General features: G+C 41.6%; 22 protein-coding genes, 2 riboswitches and 1 other annotated feature. Of the genes, 7 read left to right on the top strand and 15 right to left on the bottom strand.

Annotated features, from left to right (window positions below; translation table 11 throughout):
* Position 1: 1 nt before the first annotated feature.
* Positions 2 to 688 carry a response regulator transcription factor gene (locus tag MHI35_RS06255; RefSeq protein WP_144522886.1) on the bottom strand — a complete coding sequence of 229 codons (687 nt, stop codon included), beginning with the start codon at positions 686 to 688 and terminating at the stop codon, positions 2 to 4.
* Between the two features lie 445 nt (positions 689 to 1,133).
* On the opposite strand from MHI35_RS06255, the gene MHI35_RS06250 reads away from it, so the two are divergent.
* The 3 genes from MHI35_RS06250 (at position 1,134) to MHI35_RS06240 (ending at position 5,449) form a co-directional block, all read left to right on the top strand.
* Positions 1,134 to 2,093, top strand: a complete 960-nt coding sequence (locus tag MHI35_RS06250; protein ID WP_012009704.1) for a S8 family peptidase — start codon at positions 1,134 to 1,136, stop codon at positions 2,091 to 2,093.
* Positions 2,094 to 2,205: 112 nt separating this feature from the next.
* Positions 2,206 to 2,397, top strand: a riboswitch (cobalamin riboswitch).
* Positions 2,398 to 2,551: 154 nt separating this feature from the next.
* A complete protein-coding gene (metE, locus tag MHI35_RS06245; protein WP_224925184.1) occupies positions 2,552 to 4,840 on the top strand; it encodes a 5-methyltetrahydropteroyltriglutamate--homocysteine S-methyltransferase in 2,289 nt (762 codons plus the stop codon).
* A gap of 138 nt (positions 4,841 to 4,978) precedes the next feature.
* Entirely contained in the window at positions 4,979 to 5,449 is a 471-nt protein-coding gene (locus tag MHI35_RS06240; RefSeq protein WP_003212370.1) for a nucleoside deaminase, read from the top strand.
* A gap of 57 nt (positions 5,450 to 5,506) precedes the next feature.
* Here MHI35_RS06240 and MHI35_RS06235 read toward each other — a convergent pair whose 3' ends face one another.
* Positions 5,507 to 5,923, bottom strand: a complete 417-nt coding sequence (locus tag MHI35_RS06235) for an organic hydroperoxide resistance protein (RefSeq protein WP_012009700.1) — start codon at positions 5,921 to 5,923, stop codon at positions 5,507 to 5,509.
* Positions 5,924 to 6,085: 162 nt separating this feature from the next.
* On the opposite strand from MHI35_RS06235, the gene MHI35_RS06230 reads away from it, so the two are divergent.
* Positions 6,086 to 6,532 carry a MarR family winged helix-turn-helix transcriptional regulator gene (locus MHI35_RS06230; RefSeq protein WP_211063069.1) on the top strand — a complete coding sequence of 149 codons (447 nt, stop codon included), beginning with the start codon at positions 6,086 to 6,088 and terminating at the stop codon, positions 6,530 to 6,532.
* A 32-nt stretch (positions 6,533 to 6,564) separates the two neighbouring features.
* Here MHI35_RS06230 and MHI35_RS06225 read toward each other — a convergent pair whose 3' ends face one another.
* The 6 genes from MHI35_RS06225 to purU form a co-directional block, all read right to left on the bottom strand.
* Positions 6,565 to 6,993 (bottom strand): organic hydroperoxide resistance protein, encoded by a 429-nt coding sequence (locus tag MHI35_RS06225; RefSeq protein ID WP_012009698.1) that lies wholly within the window; start codon positions 6,991 to 6,993, stop codon positions 6,565 to 6,567.
* Positions 6,994 to 7,334: 341 nt separating this feature from the next.
* Entirely contained in the window at positions 7,335 to 7,469 is a 135-nt protein-coding gene (locus tag MHI35_RS06220; RefSeq protein ID WP_144522891.1) for a phosphatase, read from the bottom strand.
* On the bottom strand, positions 7,459 to 8,595 hold the full coding sequence (locus MHI35_RS06215; protein ID WP_211063070.1) for a response regulator aspartate phosphatase: 1,137 nt from the start codon (positions 8,593 to 8,595) through the stop codon (positions 7,459 to 7,461). The genes MHI35_RS06220 and MHI35_RS06215 overlap by 11 nt, the downstream gene beginning before the upstream one ends.
* 124 nt (positions 8,596 to 8,719) lie before the next feature.
* Positions 8,720 to 9,967: a glutamate-5-semialdehyde dehydrogenase gene (locus MHI35_RS06210; RefSeq protein ID WP_335349225.1), complete on the bottom strand. Its 1,248-nt coding sequence runs from the start codon at positions 9,965 to 9,967 to the stop codon at positions 8,720 to 8,722.
* 12 nt (positions 9,968 to 9,979) lie between these two features.
* Positions 9,980 to 11,077, bottom strand: a complete 1,098-nt coding sequence (gene proB, locus MHI35_RS06205) for a glutamate 5-kinase (RefSeq protein WP_144522894.1) — start codon at positions 11,075 to 11,077, stop codon at positions 9,980 to 9,982.
* A 55-nt stretch (positions 11,078 to 11,132) separates the two neighbouring features.
* Positions 11,133 to 11,352: a binding site (T-box leader), on the bottom strand.
* 43 nt (positions 11,353 to 11,395) lie between these two features.
* Complete coding sequence (purU, locus tag MHI35_RS06200; RefSeq protein ID WP_144522895.1) at positions 11,396 to 12,298, bottom strand: formyltetrahydrofolate deformylase; 903 nt, start codon at positions 12,296 to 12,298, stop codon at positions 11,396 to 11,398.
* Between the two features lie 162 nt (positions 12,299 to 12,460).
* Between purU and MHI35_RS06195 the strand changes: the two genes are divergently transcribed.
* Positions 12,461 to 12,646 (top strand): hypothetical protein, encoded by a 186-nt coding sequence (locus MHI35_RS06195; RefSeq protein ID WP_003211372.1) that lies wholly within the window; start codon positions 12,461 to 12,463, stop codon positions 12,644 to 12,646.
* A gap of 32 nt (positions 12,647 to 12,678) precedes the next feature.
* Here the strand turns inward: MHI35_RS06195 and MHI35_RS06190 are convergent, their stop codons facing one another.
* Positions 12,679 to 12,993 (bottom strand): DMT family transporter, encoded by a 315-nt coding sequence (locus MHI35_RS06190; RefSeq protein WP_213019661.1) that lies wholly within the window; start codon positions 12,991 to 12,993, stop codon positions 12,679 to 12,681.
* Positions 12,990 to 13,319 (bottom strand): DMT family transporter, encoded by a 330-nt coding sequence (locus MHI35_RS06185; RefSeq protein WP_012009689.1) that lies wholly within the window; start codon positions 13,317 to 13,319, stop codon positions 12,990 to 12,992. Before MHI35_RS06185 ends, MHI35_RS06190 begins: the two co-directional genes overlap by 4 nt.
* 66 nt (positions 13,320 to 13,385) lie before the next feature.
* Positions 13,386 to 13,494: riboswitch (guanidine-I (ykkC/yxkD leader) on the bottom strand.
* A gap of 202 nt (positions 13,495 to 13,696) precedes the next feature.
* Here MHI35_RS06185 and MHI35_RS06180 point away from each other — a divergent pair.
* Complete coding sequence (locus tag MHI35_RS06180; RefSeq protein WP_144523080.1) at positions 13,697 to 13,831, top strand: YrzI family small protein; 135 nt, start codon at positions 13,697 to 13,699, stop codon at positions 13,829 to 13,831.
* Between the two features lie 168 nt (positions 13,832 to 13,999).
* Entirely contained in the window at positions 14,000 to 15,043 is a 1,044-nt protein-coding gene (locus MHI35_RS06175; RefSeq protein ID WP_224925182.1) for a bifunctional transcriptional activator/DNA repair enzyme AdaA, read from the top strand.
* 216 nt (positions 15,044 to 15,259) lie between these two features.
* Here the strand turns inward: MHI35_RS06175 and MHI35_RS06170 are convergent, their stop codons facing one another.
* The 5 genes from MHI35_RS06170 to MHI35_RS06150 all read right to left on the bottom strand — a co-directional run bounded on the left by MHI35_RS06170 (position 15,260) and on the right by MHI35_RS06150 (position 18,344).
* The gene (locus MHI35_RS06170) at positions 15,260 to 15,805 is read right to left on the bottom strand and encodes a GNAT family N-acetyltransferase (RefSeq protein WP_335349224.1); all 546 of its coding nucleotides are present in this window, start codon (positions 15,803 to 15,805) and stop codon (positions 15,260 to 15,262) included.
* 18 nt (positions 15,806 to 15,823) lie between these two features.
* Positions 15,824 to 16,312, bottom strand: coding sequence for a small multi-drug export protein (locus MHI35_RS06165; protein ID WP_003211008.1), 489 nt, complete (start codon positions 16,310 to 16,312; stop codon positions 15,824 to 15,826).
* A gap of 312 nt (positions 16,313 to 16,624) precedes the next feature.
* Complete coding sequence (locus MHI35_RS06160) at positions 16,625 to 17,377, bottom strand: HAAS domain-containing protein (protein WP_211063074.1); 753 nt, start codon at positions 17,375 to 17,377, stop codon at positions 16,625 to 16,627.
* A 4-nt stretch (positions 17,378 to 17,381) separates the two neighbouring features.
* Complete coding sequence (locus MHI35_RS06155) at positions 17,382 to 17,708, bottom strand: PadR family transcriptional regulator (protein ID WP_065097119.1); 327 nt, start codon at positions 17,706 to 17,708, stop codon at positions 17,382 to 17,384.
* A 114-nt stretch (positions 17,709 to 17,822) separates the two neighbouring features.
* The gene (locus tag MHI35_RS06150; protein ID WP_144523084.1) at positions 17,823 to 18,344 is read right to left on the bottom strand and encodes an acyl-CoA thioesterase; all 522 of its coding nucleotides are present in this window, start codon (positions 18,342 to 18,344) and stop codon (positions 17,823 to 17,825) included.
* Positions 18,345 to 18,477 lie beyond the last annotated feature (133 nt).

Genomic DNA, 18,477 nt, shown 5'->3' with positions numbered 1-18,477 from the left:
TTTATCCTTTCATCACATAACCCACACCTCTCACTGTGTGAATCAGCTGTTTTTCGAATGGGTAATCGATTTTTTTCCTTAAATAACGAATATAGACATCCACCACGTTCGTATCACCAAAATAATCAAAACCCCAAACGGCTGTTAAAAGCTGATCTCTTGTGAGCACTTGCTGCTGATGCTTCAGCAGGTGGACAAGTAAGTCATATTCTCTCGGCGTGAGTTCAAGCATTTGGTCAGCCCTTTGTATGTCTCTTGTTTTCTCGTTGACAGTCAAATCTGCTATGCTCAGCTCTGCCTCCTTCTCTTCTTGCTCGTTTATATTCAATCTGAGTTGCGCACGAATTCGCGCTAATAATTCTTCTATGTCAAAAGGCTTCGTAATATAATCATTAGCTCCAAGATCAAGCCCGCTTACCTTATCAGGCACACTATCTCTTGCTGTAATCAATATAATAGGTGTCGCTGTATTTGTCTTTCGGACTCTTCTCAGCACTTCAAGACCACTTAATTCTGGCAGCATGACGTCAAGCAGCACCAAATCGAAGCTTTCTTCTTCAAGAGCCTGAAGTCCATCTATTCCTGTCTCTTTGGCCGTCACCTCATACCCTTCATACTCAAGCTCTAGTGACAGCACCCTTGCAATTTTCTTTTCATCTTCGACTACGAGTATCTTCCCTTTGTTCATCTCTATCTCTCCTATCTAAAAGGCAAGCTTGTCTTTTCATTATTATATGTTGCCTTTTGCATTTGGAACAGTCACAATCTTCGCGTCTATTTTTTATGAAGGAAACATTTATTTTTGAACAAAAACATTACACATCCTTTTCATATCGCATTTATTGCTTGATTTCATTGTTTTTTAGTTTGTCTCTTTTAGTCCTTTTCACCCATTTTCCTCTGAACAGGTGCAAGCTCACTATGCAGCATTTCCTCTTTTTTCATATGATATCAAGAGTTTTCCTCAAAAGCTGAGTTCTTTCGTCAAGATGTGAGGAGAACTGCATTTTTGATAATAGATTGATTATTTGAAAAATTATTACAATTGACCCTTTCCGATCAAAAGTTTCTTTTATACAATAACATTACGCAGCCTGAATCTACTTTGAAAACAAAATAAGGAGGGCTTTCTTATGAAAGGTGAAATTCGCTTAATTCCGTATGAAGTAAAAGCCAATGTGATGGAAGCGAAAGAGACGCCGGAAAGTATTCAGGAGATTAAAGCACCCGAACTTTGGTCAAGTGGCTTCAAAGGAAAAGGCATAACCATTGCTGTCCTTGATACAGGTTGCGACACGGAGCATCCCGACTTAAAAGATCAGATTATCGGAGGTAAAAACTTTACCGATGATGACAACGGAGATGCTGAAAATGTGAAAGACTACAACGGGCATGGTACCCATGTAGCGGGAACGATTGCTGCAACGGATCAAAATGGTGGAATTTTAGGGGTTGCTCCAGAAGCAAAGCTGCTGATCGTGAAAGTTCTTGGCGGTGAAAATGGTAGCGGGAAATACGAATGGATCATTAATGGCATCAACTATGCCGCTGAGCAGAAGGTGGATATTATTTCTATGTCTCTCGGTGGTCCAAGCAATGAGCCCGCCTTACAGGAAGCCATTCAAAACGCGGTGAAAAGCGGTGTACTAGTTGTGTGCGCAGCAGGGAATGAAGGGGACGGAGACGAACGTACGGAAGAGTTCTCCTATCCAGCAGCATACAATGAAGTCATTGCCGTCGGCTCTGTCTCCCTTGCAAGAGAATCCTCTGAATTCTCCAACGCCAATAAAGAAATCGACCTCGTCGCTCCAGGAGAAGACATTTTATCCACTCTCCCTAACCATAAATACGGCAGACTGACAGGCACTTCAATGGCCGCCCCTCACGTAAGCGGTGCACTAGCCATTATTAAAAATGCCGAGGAAGAAGCGTTCCAGCGCAAGCTGTCAGAGCCTGAGGTCTATGCTCAGCTTGTCAGAAGAACCCTACCACTGAAGCAGTCAAAAGCCCTCGTAGGGAATGGATTTTTATATTTAACTGCGCCTGATGTGCTTTTAGAAAAGACATTGGAGGCAGATCTTTTATCTCTATAACATGAATAGAGGTCCTGAGAATAGATTGAATTTTCTCAGGATTTTTTTAATTAAAATTATTCAAAATTTACTTTGACGAAATGAAGTGGACGTTATATAATCGAACACAATAAATTCATAGTTTGAGAGTCGGTAATTCGATCACACGTCGAATTTTAATTGGGAAGACCGGTGAAAATCCGGCGCGGTCCCGCCACTGTGAGTGAGGAGAGCTTTTCTTATAAATCCACTGTCATCAGGACGGGAAGGATGAAAAGCTTGCAGATTCACCAGCCAGGATACCAGCCGCTCTATCACATCAAACCCCCTACGGTTGATAGGAGATGTCGGAAAAAAGCGTCAGTTCTGCTCACGCCTTATTTCGCACACACATTTTGTCTTTTTAAACCAGACATTTGCCCTCATCAATCTTCACCATGAGTGTAAATGTCTTTTTATATTTAGAGGAGGAATTGGAATTGACAATTGTTAAAACAAGTAATCTAGGTTTTCCGCGAATTGGTTTAAACAGAGAATGGAAAAAAGCACTTGAGTCTTATTGGAAAGGTCAAACGGACCGTGAAACCCTCTTAAGCACACTTGATGAACAATTTTTAACTGCCATTAAAACACAAATTGATCAACAAATTGATGTTGTTCCTTCTGGAGACTTTACCTTCTACGATCACGTGCTCGATACTGCTGTTATGTTCAATTGGATTCCAGAGCGCTTCCGCAGCTTAAAAGACCCGCTAGATACATACTTTGCGATGGCAAGAGGAACAAAAGATGCTGTCTCAAGTGAAATGACAAAATGGTTTAATACAAACTATCACTACATCGTTCCAGAATACGAAAAAAGCACCGAGTTCAAACTCACACATAACAAACCGCTTGAAGCTTACGAAAAGGTGAAAAAGGCGTTTGGTGTTGAAACAAAGCCTGTTGTACTTGGTCTTTATACATTCGTCTCACTTTCTAAAGGCTATGAACCAACTGAAGTAAAAGAGATTCAGCAGCGCCTCATCCCTCTTTATACACAGCTTTTAAAAGAACTTGAAGAAGCCGGCGTCAAATGGGTACAAATTGATGAGCCAGCACTTGTCACAGCTTCATATGAAGACGTAAAAGCCGTCAAAGAAATCTATCAAACGATCACAGAAGCCGTACCTGCCTTAAATATTCTTCTTCAAACATACTTTGATTCAGTAGATGCGTATGAAGAGCTTGTCACATACCCTGTTGAAGCTATCGGTCTTGATTTTGTCCATGATCAAGGACGCAATCTTGATCAAGTGAAAAAACACGGCTTCCCGAAAGACAAAATTTTAGCAGCAGGCGTCATTGATGGAAGAAATATTTGGAGATCAGATCTTGGCGAAAGATTGTCGTTCGTTTCTGAGGTCATTGCCGGCGCTCAGCCGAAGGAAGTGTGGCTACAGCCTTCAAGCAGCTTACTTCATGTACCCGTTGCAAAACACCCAAGCGAACAGCTTGAAGAAAAACTATTAAACGGACTGTCTTATGCCACTGAAAAGCTGGCTGAATTAACAACACTAAAAGAAGGCTTAACAAAAGGTGCCGCAGCGATTGAAGCCGCCATCAATGAAGCCAAGCAAGCACTTCTTACTTTAAAAGAATTTGCAAAAGGAACCAATGCGGATTTCACAGCAGAACGAAACAATCTTTCATCGAAAGACTTTAAGCGTCCTGTTGCCTTTGAAGAGCGCCTTCGTATCCAAAACGAATCTCTTGAACTACCGCTCTTGCCAACAACAACCATTGGCAGCTTCCCGCAGTCTGCTGAAGTTCGCAGCGCTCGTCAAAAATGGCGTAAAAATGAATGGACAGATGCAGAATATGATGAATTTATTAAGAAAGAAACAAAAAGATGGATTGATATTCAGGAAGAAATCGGTCTGGATGTTCTCGTACATGGAGAATTTGAACGTACAGACATGGTTGAATACTTTGGTGAAAAGCTAGCCGGGTTTGCCTTTACGAAATTTGCTTGGGTACAATCCTACGGATCACGCTGCGTGAAGCCGCCAATTATTTATGGAGATGTCGAATTTACAGCACCAATGACCGTGAAAGAGACGGTATACGCACAAAGCTTAACGGAGAAAAAAGTCAAAGGAATGCTGACAGGTCCTGTCACCATTTTAAACTGGTCTTTCCCAAGAACAGATATCTCCCGAAAAGACATTGCCTTCCAAATCGCTTTTGCATTACGTAAAGAGGTAGAAGCGTTAGAAGAAGCAGGGATTCAAGTCATTCAAGTGGATGAACCTGCACTTAGAGAAGGTCTTCCGCTCAAAGAAAGTGATTGGGCAGATTATTTAAACTGGGCAGCAGAGTCGTTCCGACTATCAACATCATCTGTTCAAAATGAAACGCAAATTCATACACATATGTGCTACAGTAACTTCGAGGATATTGTCGACACGATCGAAGACCTTGATGCCGACGTGATCACAATTGAACATTCACGCAGTCATGGCGGATTCCTCGATTATTTAGAGAAACATCCGTATTTGAAAGGACTCGGGCTTGGTGTATATGACATCCATAGCCCACGCGTTCCATCTGTCGAAGAAATGAGTCAAATCATTGATGATGCACTGAACGTCTGCCCAACAGATCGCTTCTGGGTGAATCCTGACTGTGGACTAAAAACGAGACAAGAGCCTGAAACCATTGCTGCATTGAAAAACATGGTGACGGCGGCTGAAGTCGCTCGTAAAAAGCTAGCACAGCATGCATAATTGATTTCCTCTCCCCTGCTATCATGGCAGGGGATTTTTATGCGTAAATTGTCCTGATTGACCATCTACTAGAAGGTTTCCTTTTCTAGCATGATTCGTTTATACTAGAGAAGTCAGTCGAACAAAGGGAGGAAGACAATGAATCACGAAGATTTTTTACAACGCGCAATTGATCTTGCTGTAGAAGGAGTCAATAGTGGTACTGGCGGCCCTTTTGGAGCAGTCATTGTCAAGGATGGACAGATTATTGCCGAGGGAAGCAACAATGTGACAACAACGAATGATCCAACCGCACATGCTGAAGTCACAGCCATTCGAAAGGCGTGCCAGACGCTGAATACATACCAATTAGAAGATTGTATTTTATATACAAGCTGTGAGCCTTGTCCGATGTGCCTTGGCGCTATTTACTGGGCTAGACCAAAAGCGGTCTATTTTGCTGCTGGACATCAGGATGCAGCAGTTTCTGGTTTTGATGACTCGTTTATTTATGAAGAAATCAATAAAGATTACGAATCAAGAAATATTCCATTTTATCAGCTGACACTTCAAAAAACCCTTGCACCATTTGAAGCATGGGAAACATACGAACAAAAGAAAGAATATTAAAAAAAGACACCTGCTCATGAGCAGGTGTTTCTTTTTTCATCATGATAGTGAATTTTTTTATTCAGCCACTTCAAGCTCTACTTCGATATTTCCTCTTGTTGCTTTTGAATATGGACAGAATTCATGCGCAGCATGGGCTAGCTCTTTCGCTTTGTCATGGTCAAGTCCTTTTGCAGACACAATTAGCTTGACACCAAGCTTAAATCCGCCATCACTTTCATCTTTTAAAAGACTGACATGTCCCTCAACTTCTGATTCAATGTCGATCCCTTGCTTTTTCGCTACTTGCTCAAGTGCCCCTCCGAAACAAGCTGCATAGCCCGCTGCAAATAATTGCTCTGGATTCGTACCAGTTTCTCCATCTTTCTTTGCATTAGGCATGACAATATTATGATCGAGCACACCATCTTCTGAACGTACATGTCCAGCTCTTCCGTGTTGTGCCTTTACTTTTGCTGTGAATAACGGTTTCATCTTCATCTCCTCCTTTATCTATTTATTTCTTTCACGTTCTATCCATTTCTCAAACATTTATCGCACATTCAAGATTTTTTTCGTTTTTGGGCTGTATTTATTTTAAAAAAGAAGAAAATCTTATACAATAATAAGTATGACAAAAAATAGTTGGTGACTGACATGACAAATGAATTCGAGCATATGAAGCTGGAAAATCAGCTTTGTTTCTTGTTATATGCAAGTTCAAGAGAGATGACGAAGCAGTATAAACCGTTATTAGAAGAGTTAGACATTACGTATCCGCAATATTTGGCACTGCTTTTATTGTGGGAGCATGGGACATTAAATGTGAAAACGATGGGAGAGCTTTTATATTTAGACTCCGGTACACTCACACCTATGCTGAAACGGATGGAGCAAAACGGTCTCATCATCCGCGAGCGCTCGAAAGAGGATGAACGTTCTGTGCACATTCGTTTAACAGAATATGGCGAGCAACTAAAAGAGAAGGCTACTGCCATTCCATTTCAGATGCTTTCTGGGACAGGCAGATCGGACGAAGAGTTAAAAACGTTGCGCGCGTCTTTGCATGAGCTTTTGCAAAAATTAACACAATCAAAAGGCTGAGGGAATATTCCCTCAGCCTTTTATGATATCAATTATTGTGCGACAGCTACTAATTCTACTTCGATATTTCCTTGAGTTGCTTTTGAATATGGGCAGACGCCGTGTGCTTTATGAACAAGCTCATCTAATGCAGATTGCTCGATTCCAGTTCCTTTTACTTCTAACTTAACGCCTAATTTGAAGCCGCCATCTGAACTGTCTTTGACTAAGCTCACATGTGCTGTTACTTCACTTTCAAAACGGATACGCTCTTGTCTTGCGACCATTTGAAGGGCTGAATCAAAACATGCAGAGTAGCCTGCTGCAAATAATTGCTCTGGGTTTGTTGCTTTTTCTATTTTTTTCGCTCTTGGTGTTCCAGGCATTGCTACATCATGCTCAAGCACTCCATCATTTGAAACAACCTTTCCTTCTCTTCCTCCGACAGCTGATACCGTTGCAGTAAATAAAACTTCTGACATGTATATAACCCTCTTTCTCTCCATTAATATTTTCTACAATTTAATTGTACACAATTTAAAATTAAGAGTCAACGAATACACACTCTTTTTTAAGATTTCCTTCTCGCCTCTCTTTTATGTAGACAGTAAAAAAGCCCTTTAATAAGGGCGTTCAGCGTGTAGACAAACCCTCGCATTCGTTGTCAGTCCGGTGCTCACGAATGTCAAATTCGCTCCGCTCCGATGCTCGTCCTTCCTAGACTTCAAAGGTTTTCTATCACGCTGAAAAGAAGACAAAGGGCTAAAATAAAGATCATTTTAGCCCTTTGTCAACAACCTAAAAAGCCCTTTAATAAGGGCTTTTAGATGATGTCATGCTGCGCATTTGGTTGTTGTAGCGTATGGTTTCTGTTATCTGGGTCGGCATTTGCTGCTGTCAGCCATAACACTAGGATGGTGATGCTTGTACAGACGACTGCCCATTTTTTAAAATTCATATAAACAATCCCCTCTCTGAATATAGATTCGAGCATGTTCCGCTTCTCCATAGAACATGGAAGATTTCTCATAATCTTCCATATCATTATAATACTTTGCGGTGTCTAATGCTAGCTCCTCTATATCTGGATATGCATAGGCAGACTCTAAAAAATGAAAAATTCGTTTAATATGCTCCGCATCTTGCTTTAAATACAATGCTTCTAAAAATATCGTCTTTTGAATATGAATGTCATCCTGAAGTGCTTCTGCTCGCTTCATACATTCTTCTCTGTAGTGTAAGGCTTCTTCGTGTTTACCTTGTTTGTATAATATCTGAGCGGCTGTATAAAGAGGGTCTATGGATCGACGAAGGTGATCGGATTGATTTTGGTCAAATAACGAGATGGATTCTTTCATTAGTTCGAGTGCGCGGTCAAGATCTCCCATTCGGTAATAACTATTGCCCATATTAAACAAAGAGGAAGCAATAAAACGCACATTTTGAAAGTCTCTTGATCTCGCAAGCGCTCTCTCTAGATGTGGTAATGCCTTTTCATGTCTTCTCATATCATCATAATTACCAGCCACAATAAATTCGCATTGAATCGTGCGAAGCGCATATAGCTCATGCTGAATATAGACTTCCAGCGCCAGCTTGGCATGATGCATCGAGATATGTGTTTGTTTCATGTGATAATATATTTCTGACATTTTAAAATGAAATTCCGCACGTTCAATATCATCTGACACAAAAGAAAGCTTGTGCTCTGCCTTTTGATAAGACGAAATAGCAGCAATGTACTGCCTACGGCCAAATTCATACATGCCTGTGAAAAAATGATAGTAGTATTCAAGCATGCCTGTGACATGTGTTTGATGCTCATCTATTTCTTTCGAAAGCTCGGAAAAGTTGGCGCGAAGCTTTCCTTCCTTTAATGGCTTTAAATAATCGAGCATGACCTCATGTCTGAATTCCATTAAAGAAAAATAGAGAAGCAAATTCTGATCTTCTTCCATTGAATCAAGAGAGGTGCGAATTTCCTGCTTTAATTGTTCTGCTTGTTCTGAATCAAATCTACGGATTAATTCATACCACTTGTTGATTTTCACTCCAATATCCGAAGAGGGAATGATTTTCGCCATATGTTGCCTTCTCCAATCTTCTCAAAATATAAAACATTACCATATTTTATCATACTTGACCGGAGAAATACAAAAATGAAAGGAAAAAGAGAGCCTATTGTCACAAGACTCTCTTTTAGATTCGTTATTCTCTTATTTGTCCTTGACCACGAATGACAAATTTTTCAGAGGTTAAAGCAGGCAGACCCATAGGTCCTCTTGCGTGCAGTTTTTGTGTGCTAATCCCTATTTCTGCTCCGTAACCAAATTCAAAGCCATCTGTGAACCGAGTAGAGGCATTATGATAGACAGCAGCCGCATCGACAGCAGTTAAGAAAAGTGACGCGTTTTGATCATTTTCCGTAATGATCGCTTCTGAGTGCTTGGAGCTATACATTTGTATATGCTGAATCGCTTCTTCTATGTTATCGACGATTTTAATACTGACAATCGGCGCTAAAAACTCTGTTTCATAGTCCTCTGTCGTCGCTAAAGAAGCACTAGGCGCAAGGGCACATACAGCTTCATCGCCCCGTATCTCTACCCCATTTGCATGAAGGGCTTCAAATAACGAATCGCCATATGTTTTTGCCCATGTTTCATGAATGACAATGCTCTCGATTGCGTTGCAAACAGATGGCCTTTGGGTTTTAGCATTCAGCACAATCTGCTCAGCCATTTCGCTTTTCGCTGTTTCATCAATGTAGATATGACAGTTCCCTGCACCTGTCTCAAGGACTGGCACGGTAGACTCTCTCACGACAAGGTCAATTAAATTTTTCCCGCCGCGCGGAATAAGGACATCCAGATATTCATTTAAAGTGAACAGCGTTTTCGCCGTTTCACGACCTGTATCTTCAATTAATTGCACACTGTCTACTGGAATATCTGTTGTGTGAAGCGCTTCATGGATCACCTTCACAATCGCTTTATTACTATGAATGGCAGAGGAGCTCCCGCGAAGAATAACAGCATTCCCAGTTTTCAAACAAAGGGTGGCAGCATCTACTGTCACGTTTGGTCTTGCTTCATAAATCATTCCAACCGTTCCAAGAGGCACACGTACTTTTTCGATGTACAGACCGTTTTCTTTATGAATGGTTTCTAATGTTTCACCAATTGGGTCTTTTAGGTGAATCAGTTGAAGGGTCGCGTCTGCGATGGCTTCAATTCTCTCTTCTGTGAGTGTAATCCGGTCAATGACAGAAGGCGTGTACTGCTTTTCCTCGGCAGCTTGCACATCCTTTTTATTCTCCTCGAGTAAATAAGCGAAAGATGCTTTAAGTGCAGTTGCGATGGCATGTAAAGCCGTATTTTTTTGCTCCGTCGTTTTTAGGAGCAGCTGATCTTTGGCAACACTTGCTTTTTTGGCTTTTTCAAAAACTTCATTCATTGTATTCACTCCTCAGTTTTGTACATGCTGTACCCAGTGATCTCTGTGTATAACTTCAGGCTTCTCATTTGAAAGCTCATCACTTCGCAGTCCTTTAATTCCGAGAAGCTCATCGGATGCGTACAAGGTTTGTCCTTTACCTACTAGTCCGTTCGGACCGACGACTTCAACGACCTCTCCTTTAGAAAAGTCACCAGCGACATCAATGACGCCAGCTGGAAGAAGACTTCTGCCATGATGCAAAATCGCCGCTTCTGCTCCTGCATCTATCATGATTTTCCCAGAAACGGGTGAATGGAATTGAATCCATTGACGGCGGTTGTTAACAGCTGATAAGTCCTGTTCTCCGATATACGTGCCGTCTCCTTGACCCGCTAGAATATGAAGCAGCTTATCCTCACCAGTCCCTGTACCAATGAAGACTTTTACGCCTAGTGAAAGTGCCGTTTGTGCAGCAGACAGTTTTGATTTCATCCCGCCTGTTCCCACTTTTGAGCCTGTGCTCTTCGCATATGAAAACAATTCTTCTGAAATGTGTGTTAGGACATCAAAACGCTTCGCCTCAGGATGCTCATTTGGGTTTGCATTATAAATTCCGTTAATGTCTGTTAAGATGATCAATTGATCTGCATGAATTAATCCACTGACAAGAGCTGACAGCATGTCATTATCACCAAAAGTAAGCTCCTCAATGGAGACAGAATCATTTTCATTAATAATTGGTAAAATTTTTCTTTCCAGCAGCTCCATCATCGTTGCGTAAGCATTTCGATATCTGGTGCGATCTGAAAAGTCATTACGGGTTAAAAGCATTTGAGCAGGTGTCATGTGAAACTGTGAAAATAGTTCTGTATATTTTTGCATTAATAAGCCCTGACCAACGGCTGCTGCTGCCTGTTTTCCCTTTAAAGTCACAGGTCTTGCTGGATACCCTAAGCTGCCAAATCCTGCTGCGACAGCTCCTGATGAAATTAAAATGATTTCATGCCCAGCCTCTTTCAGCTTTGCTATCGCTTTCACATGATCTTGCATTTTTTGTTCATCAATGGCTCCTTTTTGCTCTGTCAATGAACTACTGCCAATTTTGATGACGATCCTTTGCTTTTTCATTATTGATTCCCTCCGCTATACCTTTAGGCACAAAAAAATCCCTTTTTCTCCTTATGTAAAGGACGAAAAAGGGATTTTCCGTGGTACCACCTTCATTGAATAAGCACATTTCTAGCTTATTCCACTCAACTCCTGTAACGCCAGGCATGCGCTTAGATTTTTCCTCTAAGGCTCAAAGGGCAGGTTCAGCAGCTGTCTGCGGCAAATGTTTCAGCATGTCATTTGCTCTCTTTACGCATCAGTTCCTGCTTACTATTCCTTTTCAACGCTCGTTAATTTTTTTATATTATCACCAATTGCAAAGGAAAAGTCAAGCGGTCAATTAAATACAATCGTTTTATTCTCATGTACAATAATTCGATCTTCTAGATGCCATTTGACTGCACGAGCAAGCACACTCCGCTCAATTGTTCGGCCGATATTTTTTAAAGCCTCCGCATCATCTCTGTGATCTACACGCTCAATATCCTGTTCAATGATCGGTCCTTCATCTAAATCATTGGTCACATAATGAGAAGTCGCGCCAATCAATTTGACTCCTCGCTCATATGCTCGCTTATATGGATTTGCACCGATAAACGCTGGCAGGAAGGAATGATGAATATTAATGATTTTGTTCGGATGCTGTTCTATAAAGCCAGGCGTTAAAATTTGCATGTATCTAGCAAGCACAATGGCATCAATATCATACTCTTCTAATATTGCGAGTTGCTCTTTTTCTGCTTCTTTGCGAATGTCTTTGTTCGCCTTCACAAAATGGAACGGTATCCCAAGCGCTTCTACTGTGTCTTTTGCCGTTTCATGATTGCTGATCACGACCGCAATTTCAGCCATCAAATTGCCGCTTTGCCATTCCCATAGGAGCTCATGTAAACAATGAAGCTCTTTTGACACAAAGATCGCCAGCTTTTTAAGCTCACTTGCACGCGACATGCTCCACGTCATTTGAAATGAAGATGCAATTGGCTCAAACTGCTGCTTCAGCTGATCCATATTTGCCGAGATGTCTTTCCAATCAAATTCAATTCTTAAAAAGAAGCGGCCGCTTTCATGATCTGTTGTGTATTGGCTGGACTCAATGATATTTGCTCCATGCTCAAATAAAAAGGAAGAAACAGCGGATACAATCCCAGGTTGATCCGGGCAACTGACAAGCAATCTTCCTTTTTGCTCATGCTTTTGTCTGTGTAATTCAAGTTTCTCTGTTATCAAAGTTCTCATATATCATGACCTCATTTACGTTTTCATTCTAATGAAATATTATACTGGACTGGAAAGAGAAAAAGCAATGTAGACTCCTATTTTTTATTGAATATTCATTCAATTCTGCACCTAGCGTGATATAATGTGAATAGACCTTTTATCATAAAAGGAGTGATGGAGATGAAAAGTATGACTTTGTTTGGAAAAGTGAGCTTTTGGCTCGGCATCATTTGTCTAATCACAGGTATTTCCCTTTTTATAGCTGGTGAAAGACTCATTCCTTTTCTCACATTTGGTGTGTGTTTTCTACTTGTGAGCCAGCTTTATCGCAAAAATGAAAACGATTCCAATCATCATTCGATGTAACAAAAGGCTGGCATCTATTTGCCAGCCTTTTCTTATTCAATGATTTTCAATCCTACTGCCGCAGATAAAATCAATGCGATGAAGAAAATACGTTTTGCATCTTTCGACTCTCCGTAAAAGAGCATACCGACCACGGCGCCTCCAGCAGCTCCGATTCCCGTCCAAATGGCGTACGCCGTACCCATCGGAATCGTGTTCATCGCAAGAGACAGCATCAGAAAGGACATCGAAAAGCCAGCCGCAATGAATAAAATCCATTTGACATGCTTGTCTTTTTGGAATTGGTTCATCATAGTCACACAAAGCATTTCTAAGATGCCTGCTCCAATAAGTAAAAGCCAACTCATGATTCAGCCTCTCCCTTCTTTTCACCTGTTGTCAACTTCAATCCTAATACCCCGCACAAAAGCATGACAATCAAAAGCAGTTTGACAAGCTGAACCGGCTCACCAAGCACCATGCCTATGACGACGGTACCTGCTGTCCCAAGACCGGTAAAAACAGCATAAAGTGTGCCGACTGGCAGTACACTTGTTGCTTTCATGAGTAAATAAAAGCTCACGATAATACAAACGATGGTTGCGCCCCATTCTATGAGCGAGTTGGCATATTTCAGCCCCATCACCCAGCCGACTTCAAAGATGGCCGCAATAAAGACATTTCCCCATTTCATCCGATCTTCTCCTTTCTGAACGATTCCAACCAACAAAAAAAGCCTGGAAATCGATCGTTTGATCAAATCTCCCGGGCTTTTATCCCTCCGTGTCCATATGGCCTCTTCTAAAGACCCTATGTGTTTTCTCTCGGACCAGACTGCACCTGCGCACGGAACCCTAGAAAACCAATTCATGATAAACAGATCTGACTGAGAGCAGATTCTGTATTAAAAATCTTATCACACCCCAATATGCCGGTCTACCAGTTTGCTCTCCCTCTTCAAATATACTTGTTCATTTTTCGAAAGAAATGATTTCGAACCAGCGTATACTAAATGTTAGAAACAGATCAAAAGATATTTGCGTGCTGTTAACCGAAGGGAAATGAGCGTATATGACAATCCATTTAATTTTTATTACATTGACGATCAAGCGTAAATACAAGGACATCGAGACCGTTCTTTACGAACAAGAAGTTGAAACCTTTTATGAAGAAATGAAACAGAAACAACTAAAGCATATGAACTAAAACAAAAAAATATGGAAGAAAGACCAAGCTAGACACGCTCAAACGTTAAAGGAACGATCATATCGCTGGTATAATAAACTCAGATTGAAGTAATGAACGTTAACTTTAGGATGCTGCATTACAGATCATCCATTTATTAGCCAAGAAAAAAACCAAGAGGTGGGTCGTATGATGATAACCGACGAACAGAAACATGAATTTTATCAAGCACTGGTTGACAAGGATCCGCAATATGACGGCACATTCTTTGCCGGCATTAAGACCACCGGTATCTTCTGTCATGCCACATGTACCGCTAGAAAACCCAAATATGAAAACTGTGAATTTTTCATTACAGCAGAGGAAGCACTGCTAGCAGGATATCGTCCGTGCAAGCGCTGCACACCATTAACATACCCTAACAGCATTCCAGAAGAAGTTAACACACTCGTTTCAGCGGTCGAAACACATCCTGAAAAACGCTGGAAAGAAGAGGACTTTCGTCAGCTAGGCATTCACTCTGCAACGGCACGGCGGAAATTCAAAGAAATCTATGGCATGACCTTTGTTCAATATGCGAGATCACGCCGAATGGGACTTGCCTTTAAAGAAATTCTGAATGGAAAGAAAGTGATTGATCAGCAGGTCGCCTTGGGCTATGAATCTTCGAGTGCCTTCAATGATGCCTTTACGAAAATTATGGGCAATCCCCCTAAAAAGGCGCAGACTAAGATTCTCCATGCCAATTTTATTTCTACACCGATTGGACGGATGATCAGCGTGACAGATGCCGCGCATGTGTATTTACTGGAGTTTATGGACAGGCGGGGACTTGAAAAGGAAATTGAGAACATGAGAAAAAAGCATCATGCACGCATTTTAGTCGGGGAAACAAATGTCCATCAGCAATTGGTAAAGGAATTGACCCTATATTTCGAGAGAAAACTGACACGGTTTACAGTACCACTTTCTATGCATGGCACCCCTTTTCAATTGAAGGTGTGGGACCTGCTCACACGCATTCCTTCAGGCGAAACTAGTTCTTACCGAGATCTTGCTGTGATGCTGGGCGATCCGCATTTAGTCCGGGCGGTAGGGAATGCAAATGGTGCCAATCAATTGGCGATCATCATTCCATGCCACCGCGTCATTCAAACAAGTGGTGAGCTCGGCGGCTACGGCGGCGGGGTTGAACGGAAGAAATATTTACTGCAGCTAGAACAGCTGATATAAAGTAAAAACGGCTCTGCTTATTTTGTAAGCGAGCCGTTTCAGATTGTTGACAAAGGGCTTGATTTTAGCCCTTTGTCTTCTTTACAGCGTGATAGAAAACCTTTGCAGTCTAGGAAAGACGAGTACTGGCGCGGAGCGAATCTGACATTCGTGAGCACCAGCACGCAGGACTGACACCGAATGCGAGGGTTTGTCTACACGCTGAAACGGCTCTGCTTATTTTGTAAGCGAGCCGTTTTCTTCGTTGCGGGTGATGCTGTATACATCGATGATTTGGTCCCATTTTGAAATGGTTTTTTCTTTTTTCATGCCCATTTTTAAAGCGACCTTTACCGATGCTTCATTGTCTGGGCGGATTAAGCTCACCATTCGTCTGACCTTCATTTCTTCAAAGCCATAGGTAAGACAGCCTTTTGCGGCTTCAGCAGCATAGCCCTTTCCCCAAGCTGCTTTCTTTAGCATATAGCCGATTTCAAGTTCGGTTTGTCCTTCAATGTTTTGCAGAACAATCCCGCTTTGTCCAAGTGGTTCATTCGTTTCTTTCTCTTCAATGATCCACAAAGAGGTATGATACATGCGGTCATTCTTTTGATTCCATGCTATCCACTCTTTCGTCTGCTCCTCATCCTTCAATGAAGGATAATACTTCATCACTTCTTCATCTTGGAACAACATGTCATATAAAAACGAGGCATCATGTTCATTCATCGTTCTCAGTCTAAGGCGCTCAGTCTCAAACACAGTGCGTGTTTGTTGTTTCATTTTTAATCCTCCCCTCACTTACTGATTAAAAATATCACCGAACAATCCATTTGAATCTGGGGCAAAGTAATGGATTCCTGCACCGGTTAAACTAGCTGCCAGCGCCGTCCACATCATTAAACTGACTGTCATCCACACCGCAACTTGCTTTCTCTTCGTTCCGAAGCTCATGCACATAAATGCCGCTAAATGACTGCCGATGATAAAAGGACCGATGAGTGCTAATCCCGGGAGACCATATCGTTCCCAAATTTTTCTGGCACGCAGTTGCTTTTTTTCTCCTTTTTCATCACTTTTATCTTCTTTTCTCCTCAACCGCCATGCTTTGAAGCGGTCTACGAAAACAATGAGGAGCAAGACTGTGAGAAAGTTCCCGATGAACCCGATTACAGCCGTTGTCACAGGATGCAGTCCACCTAAGATGGCCAGTGGAACCACACCAACCACTTCAAAAAAAGGCAAAGCAGCCAATACAAAAACCAGTACATATCCCCATAAAATATCCAAGCACAGAACCCCTTTTCATTTTTGTCCTCTTCCCATTGTAATGAAAAATACGCTACCATTTCTACATTTTTTTAGAAAAAGAAAAGCACATCCGATGGGATGTGCTCAGATTGTTGACAAAGGGCTAAAATGATCTTGATTTTAGCCCTTTGTCTTCTTTTCAGCGTGATAGAAAACCTTTGCAGCCCTAGGAAGGACGAGCATCGGAGCGGAGCGAATTGAACATTCGTGAGCACCGAAGCGCAGATCTGACACCGAATGCGAGGGTTTGTCTACACGCTGAAGCACATCCGATGGGATGTGCTCTGTTTATTACATCGTGTTTTCATTTTTCTTATTCGTCCGGCGTAAAACAATGAGCACAAGCCCAATTAAGATCACAATAGATAGCAGACTTTGCAAGAGAAGCACGCTTGGTGATGTCCAGCCAATCCACTCAAATAGGAGCTGCGGTCCGAAAAAGATGATCGGAATTAATGAAATGAGATTCGCTTTCATGATCGCATTAAAGACAATGATACATATCAGCATAAGCAGGATGACGCCCCATCTTTGATCTGAAGTCAGCACAAGTAATGGTATGCCAATTTTTTGATCCATTAGTTTGATTGTGACCATTGAAGTCAACTGAAAGATTCCTAAGATCCAAAAATAAAGAAATGCCCGGCCGCCTGTCTGAAAGGCAGACGCTCTAAACATCACAATGATCATGATGACATTGGCCACTAAAACGAGCGGATAGCCAATCAATGCATACCAAGAATAGGATAAGCTTTGACTGATCGCATCTGATAAAATCATATAAAAGAGTGATCCAATTAAGAAGGCACTAACGAAGGGAACCCAGTCTTTATGGTTTCCTGACATCTCTTTTTCCAGTTCATCAGCATAGCCCCGCGGATTTCCGCCAAACAAAGCCTCTCCTGTTTTACCGTCCTTTTCAGCCTCGACCGCATGTGTCGTCAGTTCATCCATTAGCTCATCAATTTCATCCTGATTTTTCCCCTTTGAGATAAGATAGAGTTTCAGCTCTAGTAGAACGTGTCTTGTTTCTTTTGATACCATAATCTCACTTCCCTTTTTGTAGTAAACAGTTTACATTTTTTGAAAGCTCACTCCAGCGGGTAATAAACTCTGTGAGCGCTTGTTCTCCAGCTTGTGTGAGCGTATAGTATTTCCGTTTTGGTCCGCTTGCTGATGCTTTTGTGACAGTGGTCACGAGTTGTTCCTTTTGCATACGCAGCAGGATCGGATAGATACTTCCTTCACTAATTTGATCAAACCCATAATAAGCAAGCTTCTTCGTCATTTCATATCCATAAATCTCACCCTCTGAAATTATCGACAGTAGGCAGCCTTCTAAAATTCCTTTTAGCATTTGTGTGGATGTTGTCATCTTTGTTCCTCCGATTCCAGTACCTTGCATCACAAGATAGCATCATCTTAACACACACTATCTTGCCATGCAAGATACCATCCTAGAAAAAAATCACCGCTTAAAGGGTGATTTTTACGCCCATGGTTTATCTGTCCCAAGTGCGTCAGCCAGCGCCTTGCTATGCTTTCGGCGGCTTTTTCTTTCTTCAGCTCGCTGTTTTGCTGTTTGATGCAGCATGATTTCTTCCTCTGTTTGCGGCATCACCTGCGGGACTCGTTTAGGTTTTCCGTTTTCATCTAACGAAACAAATGTCAGAAATGAAGTGGCTGCAAGTCTGCGTTCTCCAGACATCAAGTTTTCTTTCATGACTTTAACGAACACTTCCATGGAAGACGTGCCAACCCATGTCACATAGGATTCCAAGCATACTGACTCTTTTTGTCCAATCGGCTCTAAAAAGTCAACAGAATCCATTGAAGCCGTGACCGTTTCACTGCGGCTGTGCCTTGCTGCCGAGATGGAGGCAATGTCATCTATATAACTCATTAATTTCCCGCCAAATAAGGTTTGGTGATTATTCGTATCGAGAGGGAATACCCTGCTAGTTTTGACAACTTTCGATTCTTTGCAGTATTTGAAATTTTCTTCACTCATCATCATAGCTCCTTCTTGCTGTTTTCGTGAATGCGGAACGACTTTTATTAAACACTATTCTTTTAGGTTTGTCTAAACTTTTTGCTTTAGTCTCTTGTGAGAGATTTTCTTTCGGAAATGTTTCAACCATGAC

Origin of the sequence: Bacillus sp. FSL K6-3459 (genome assembly GCF_038003305.1) — a bacterium.
GTDB lineage: Bacteria > Bacillota > Bacilli > Bacillales > Bacillaceae > Bacillus > Bacillus pumilus_O.
Note: the sequence above shows the minus strand (reverse complement) of the source record. Positions and strands in the feature narration are given on the sequence as shown.

Excerpts from the sequence above, each read along its gene's own strand:
- MHI35_RS06180 (WP_144523080.1), top strand. The coding sequence starts at position 13,697 with ATGACAATCCATTTAATTTTTATTACATTGACGATCAAGCGTAAATAC.
- MHI35_RS06210 (WP_335349225.1), bottom strand. The coding sequence starts at position 9,967 with ATGAATGAAGTTTTTGAAAAAGCCAAAAAAGCAAGTGTTGCCAAAGAT.
- MHI35_RS06155 (WP_065097119.1), bottom strand. The coding sequence starts at position 17,708 with ATGACAACATCCACACAAATGCTAAAAGGAATTTTAGAAGGCTGCCTA.
- MHI35_RS06175 (WP_224925182.1), top strand. The coding sequence starts at position 14,000 with ATGATGATAACCGACGAACAGAAACATGAATTTTATCAAGCACTGGTT.
- MHI35_RS06195 (WP_003211372.1), top strand. The coding sequence starts at position 12,461 with ATGAAAAGTATGACTTTGTTTGGAAAAGTGAGCTTTTGGCTCGGCATC.
- proB (WP_144522894.1), bottom strand. The coding sequence starts at position 11,077 with ATGAAAAAGCAAAGGATCGTCATCAAAATTGGCAGTAGTTCATTGACA.
- purU (WP_144522895.1), bottom strand. The coding sequence starts at position 12,298 with ATGAGAACTTTGATAACAGAGAAACTTGAATTACACAGACAAAAGCAT.
- MHI35_RS06190 (WP_213019661.1), bottom strand. The coding sequence starts at position 12,993 with ATGAGTTGGCTTTTACTTATTGGAGCAGGCATCTTAGAAATGCTTTGT.
- MHI35_RS06170 (WP_335349224.1), bottom strand. The coding sequence starts at position 15,805 with ATGAAACAACAAACACGCACTGTGTTTGAGACTGAGCGCCTTAGACTG.
- MHI35_RS06225 (WP_012009698.1), bottom strand. The coding sequence starts at position 6,993 with ATGTCAGAAGTTTTATTTACTGCAACGGTATCAGCTGTCGGAGGAAGA.
- MHI35_RS06255 (WP_144522886.1), bottom strand. The coding sequence starts at position 688 with ATGAACAAAGGGAAGATACTCGTAGTCGAAGATGAAAAGAAAATTGCA.
- MHI35_RS06250 (WP_012009704.1), top strand. The coding sequence starts at position 1,134 with ATGAAAGGTGAAATTCGCTTAATTCCGTATGAAGTAAAAGCCAATGTG.
- MHI35_RS06235 (WP_012009700.1), bottom strand. The coding sequence starts at position 5,923 with ATGAAACCGTTATTCACAGCAAAAGTAAAGGCACAACACGGAAGAGCT.
- MHI35_RS06220 (WP_144522891.1), bottom strand. The coding sequence starts at position 7,469 with ATGAATTTTAAAAAATGGGCAGTCGTCTGTACAAGCATCACCATCCTA.
- MHI35_RS06215 (WP_211063070.1), bottom strand. The coding sequence starts at position 8,595 with ATGGCGAAAATCATTCCCTCTTCGGATATTGGAGTGAAAATCAACAAG.
- MHI35_RS06160 (WP_211063074.1), bottom strand. The coding sequence starts at position 17,377 with ATGGTATCAAAAGAAACAAGACACGTTCTACTAGAGCTGAAACTCTAT.
- MHI35_RS06230 (WP_211063069.1), top strand. The coding sequence starts at position 6,086 with ATGACAAATGAATTCGAGCATATGAAGCTGGAAAATCAGCTTTGTTTC.
- MHI35_RS06240 (WP_003212370.1), top strand. The coding sequence starts at position 4,979 with ATGAATCACGAAGATTTTTTACAACGCGCAATTGATCTTGCTGTAGAA.
- MHI35_RS06150 (WP_144523084.1), bottom strand. The coding sequence starts at position 18,344 with ATGAGTGAAGAAAATTTCAAATACTGCAAAGAATCGAAAGTTGTCAAA.
- MHI35_RS06185 (WP_012009689.1), bottom strand. The coding sequence starts at position 13,319 with ATGAAATGGGGAAATGTCTTTATTGCGGCCATCTTTGAAGTCGGCTGG.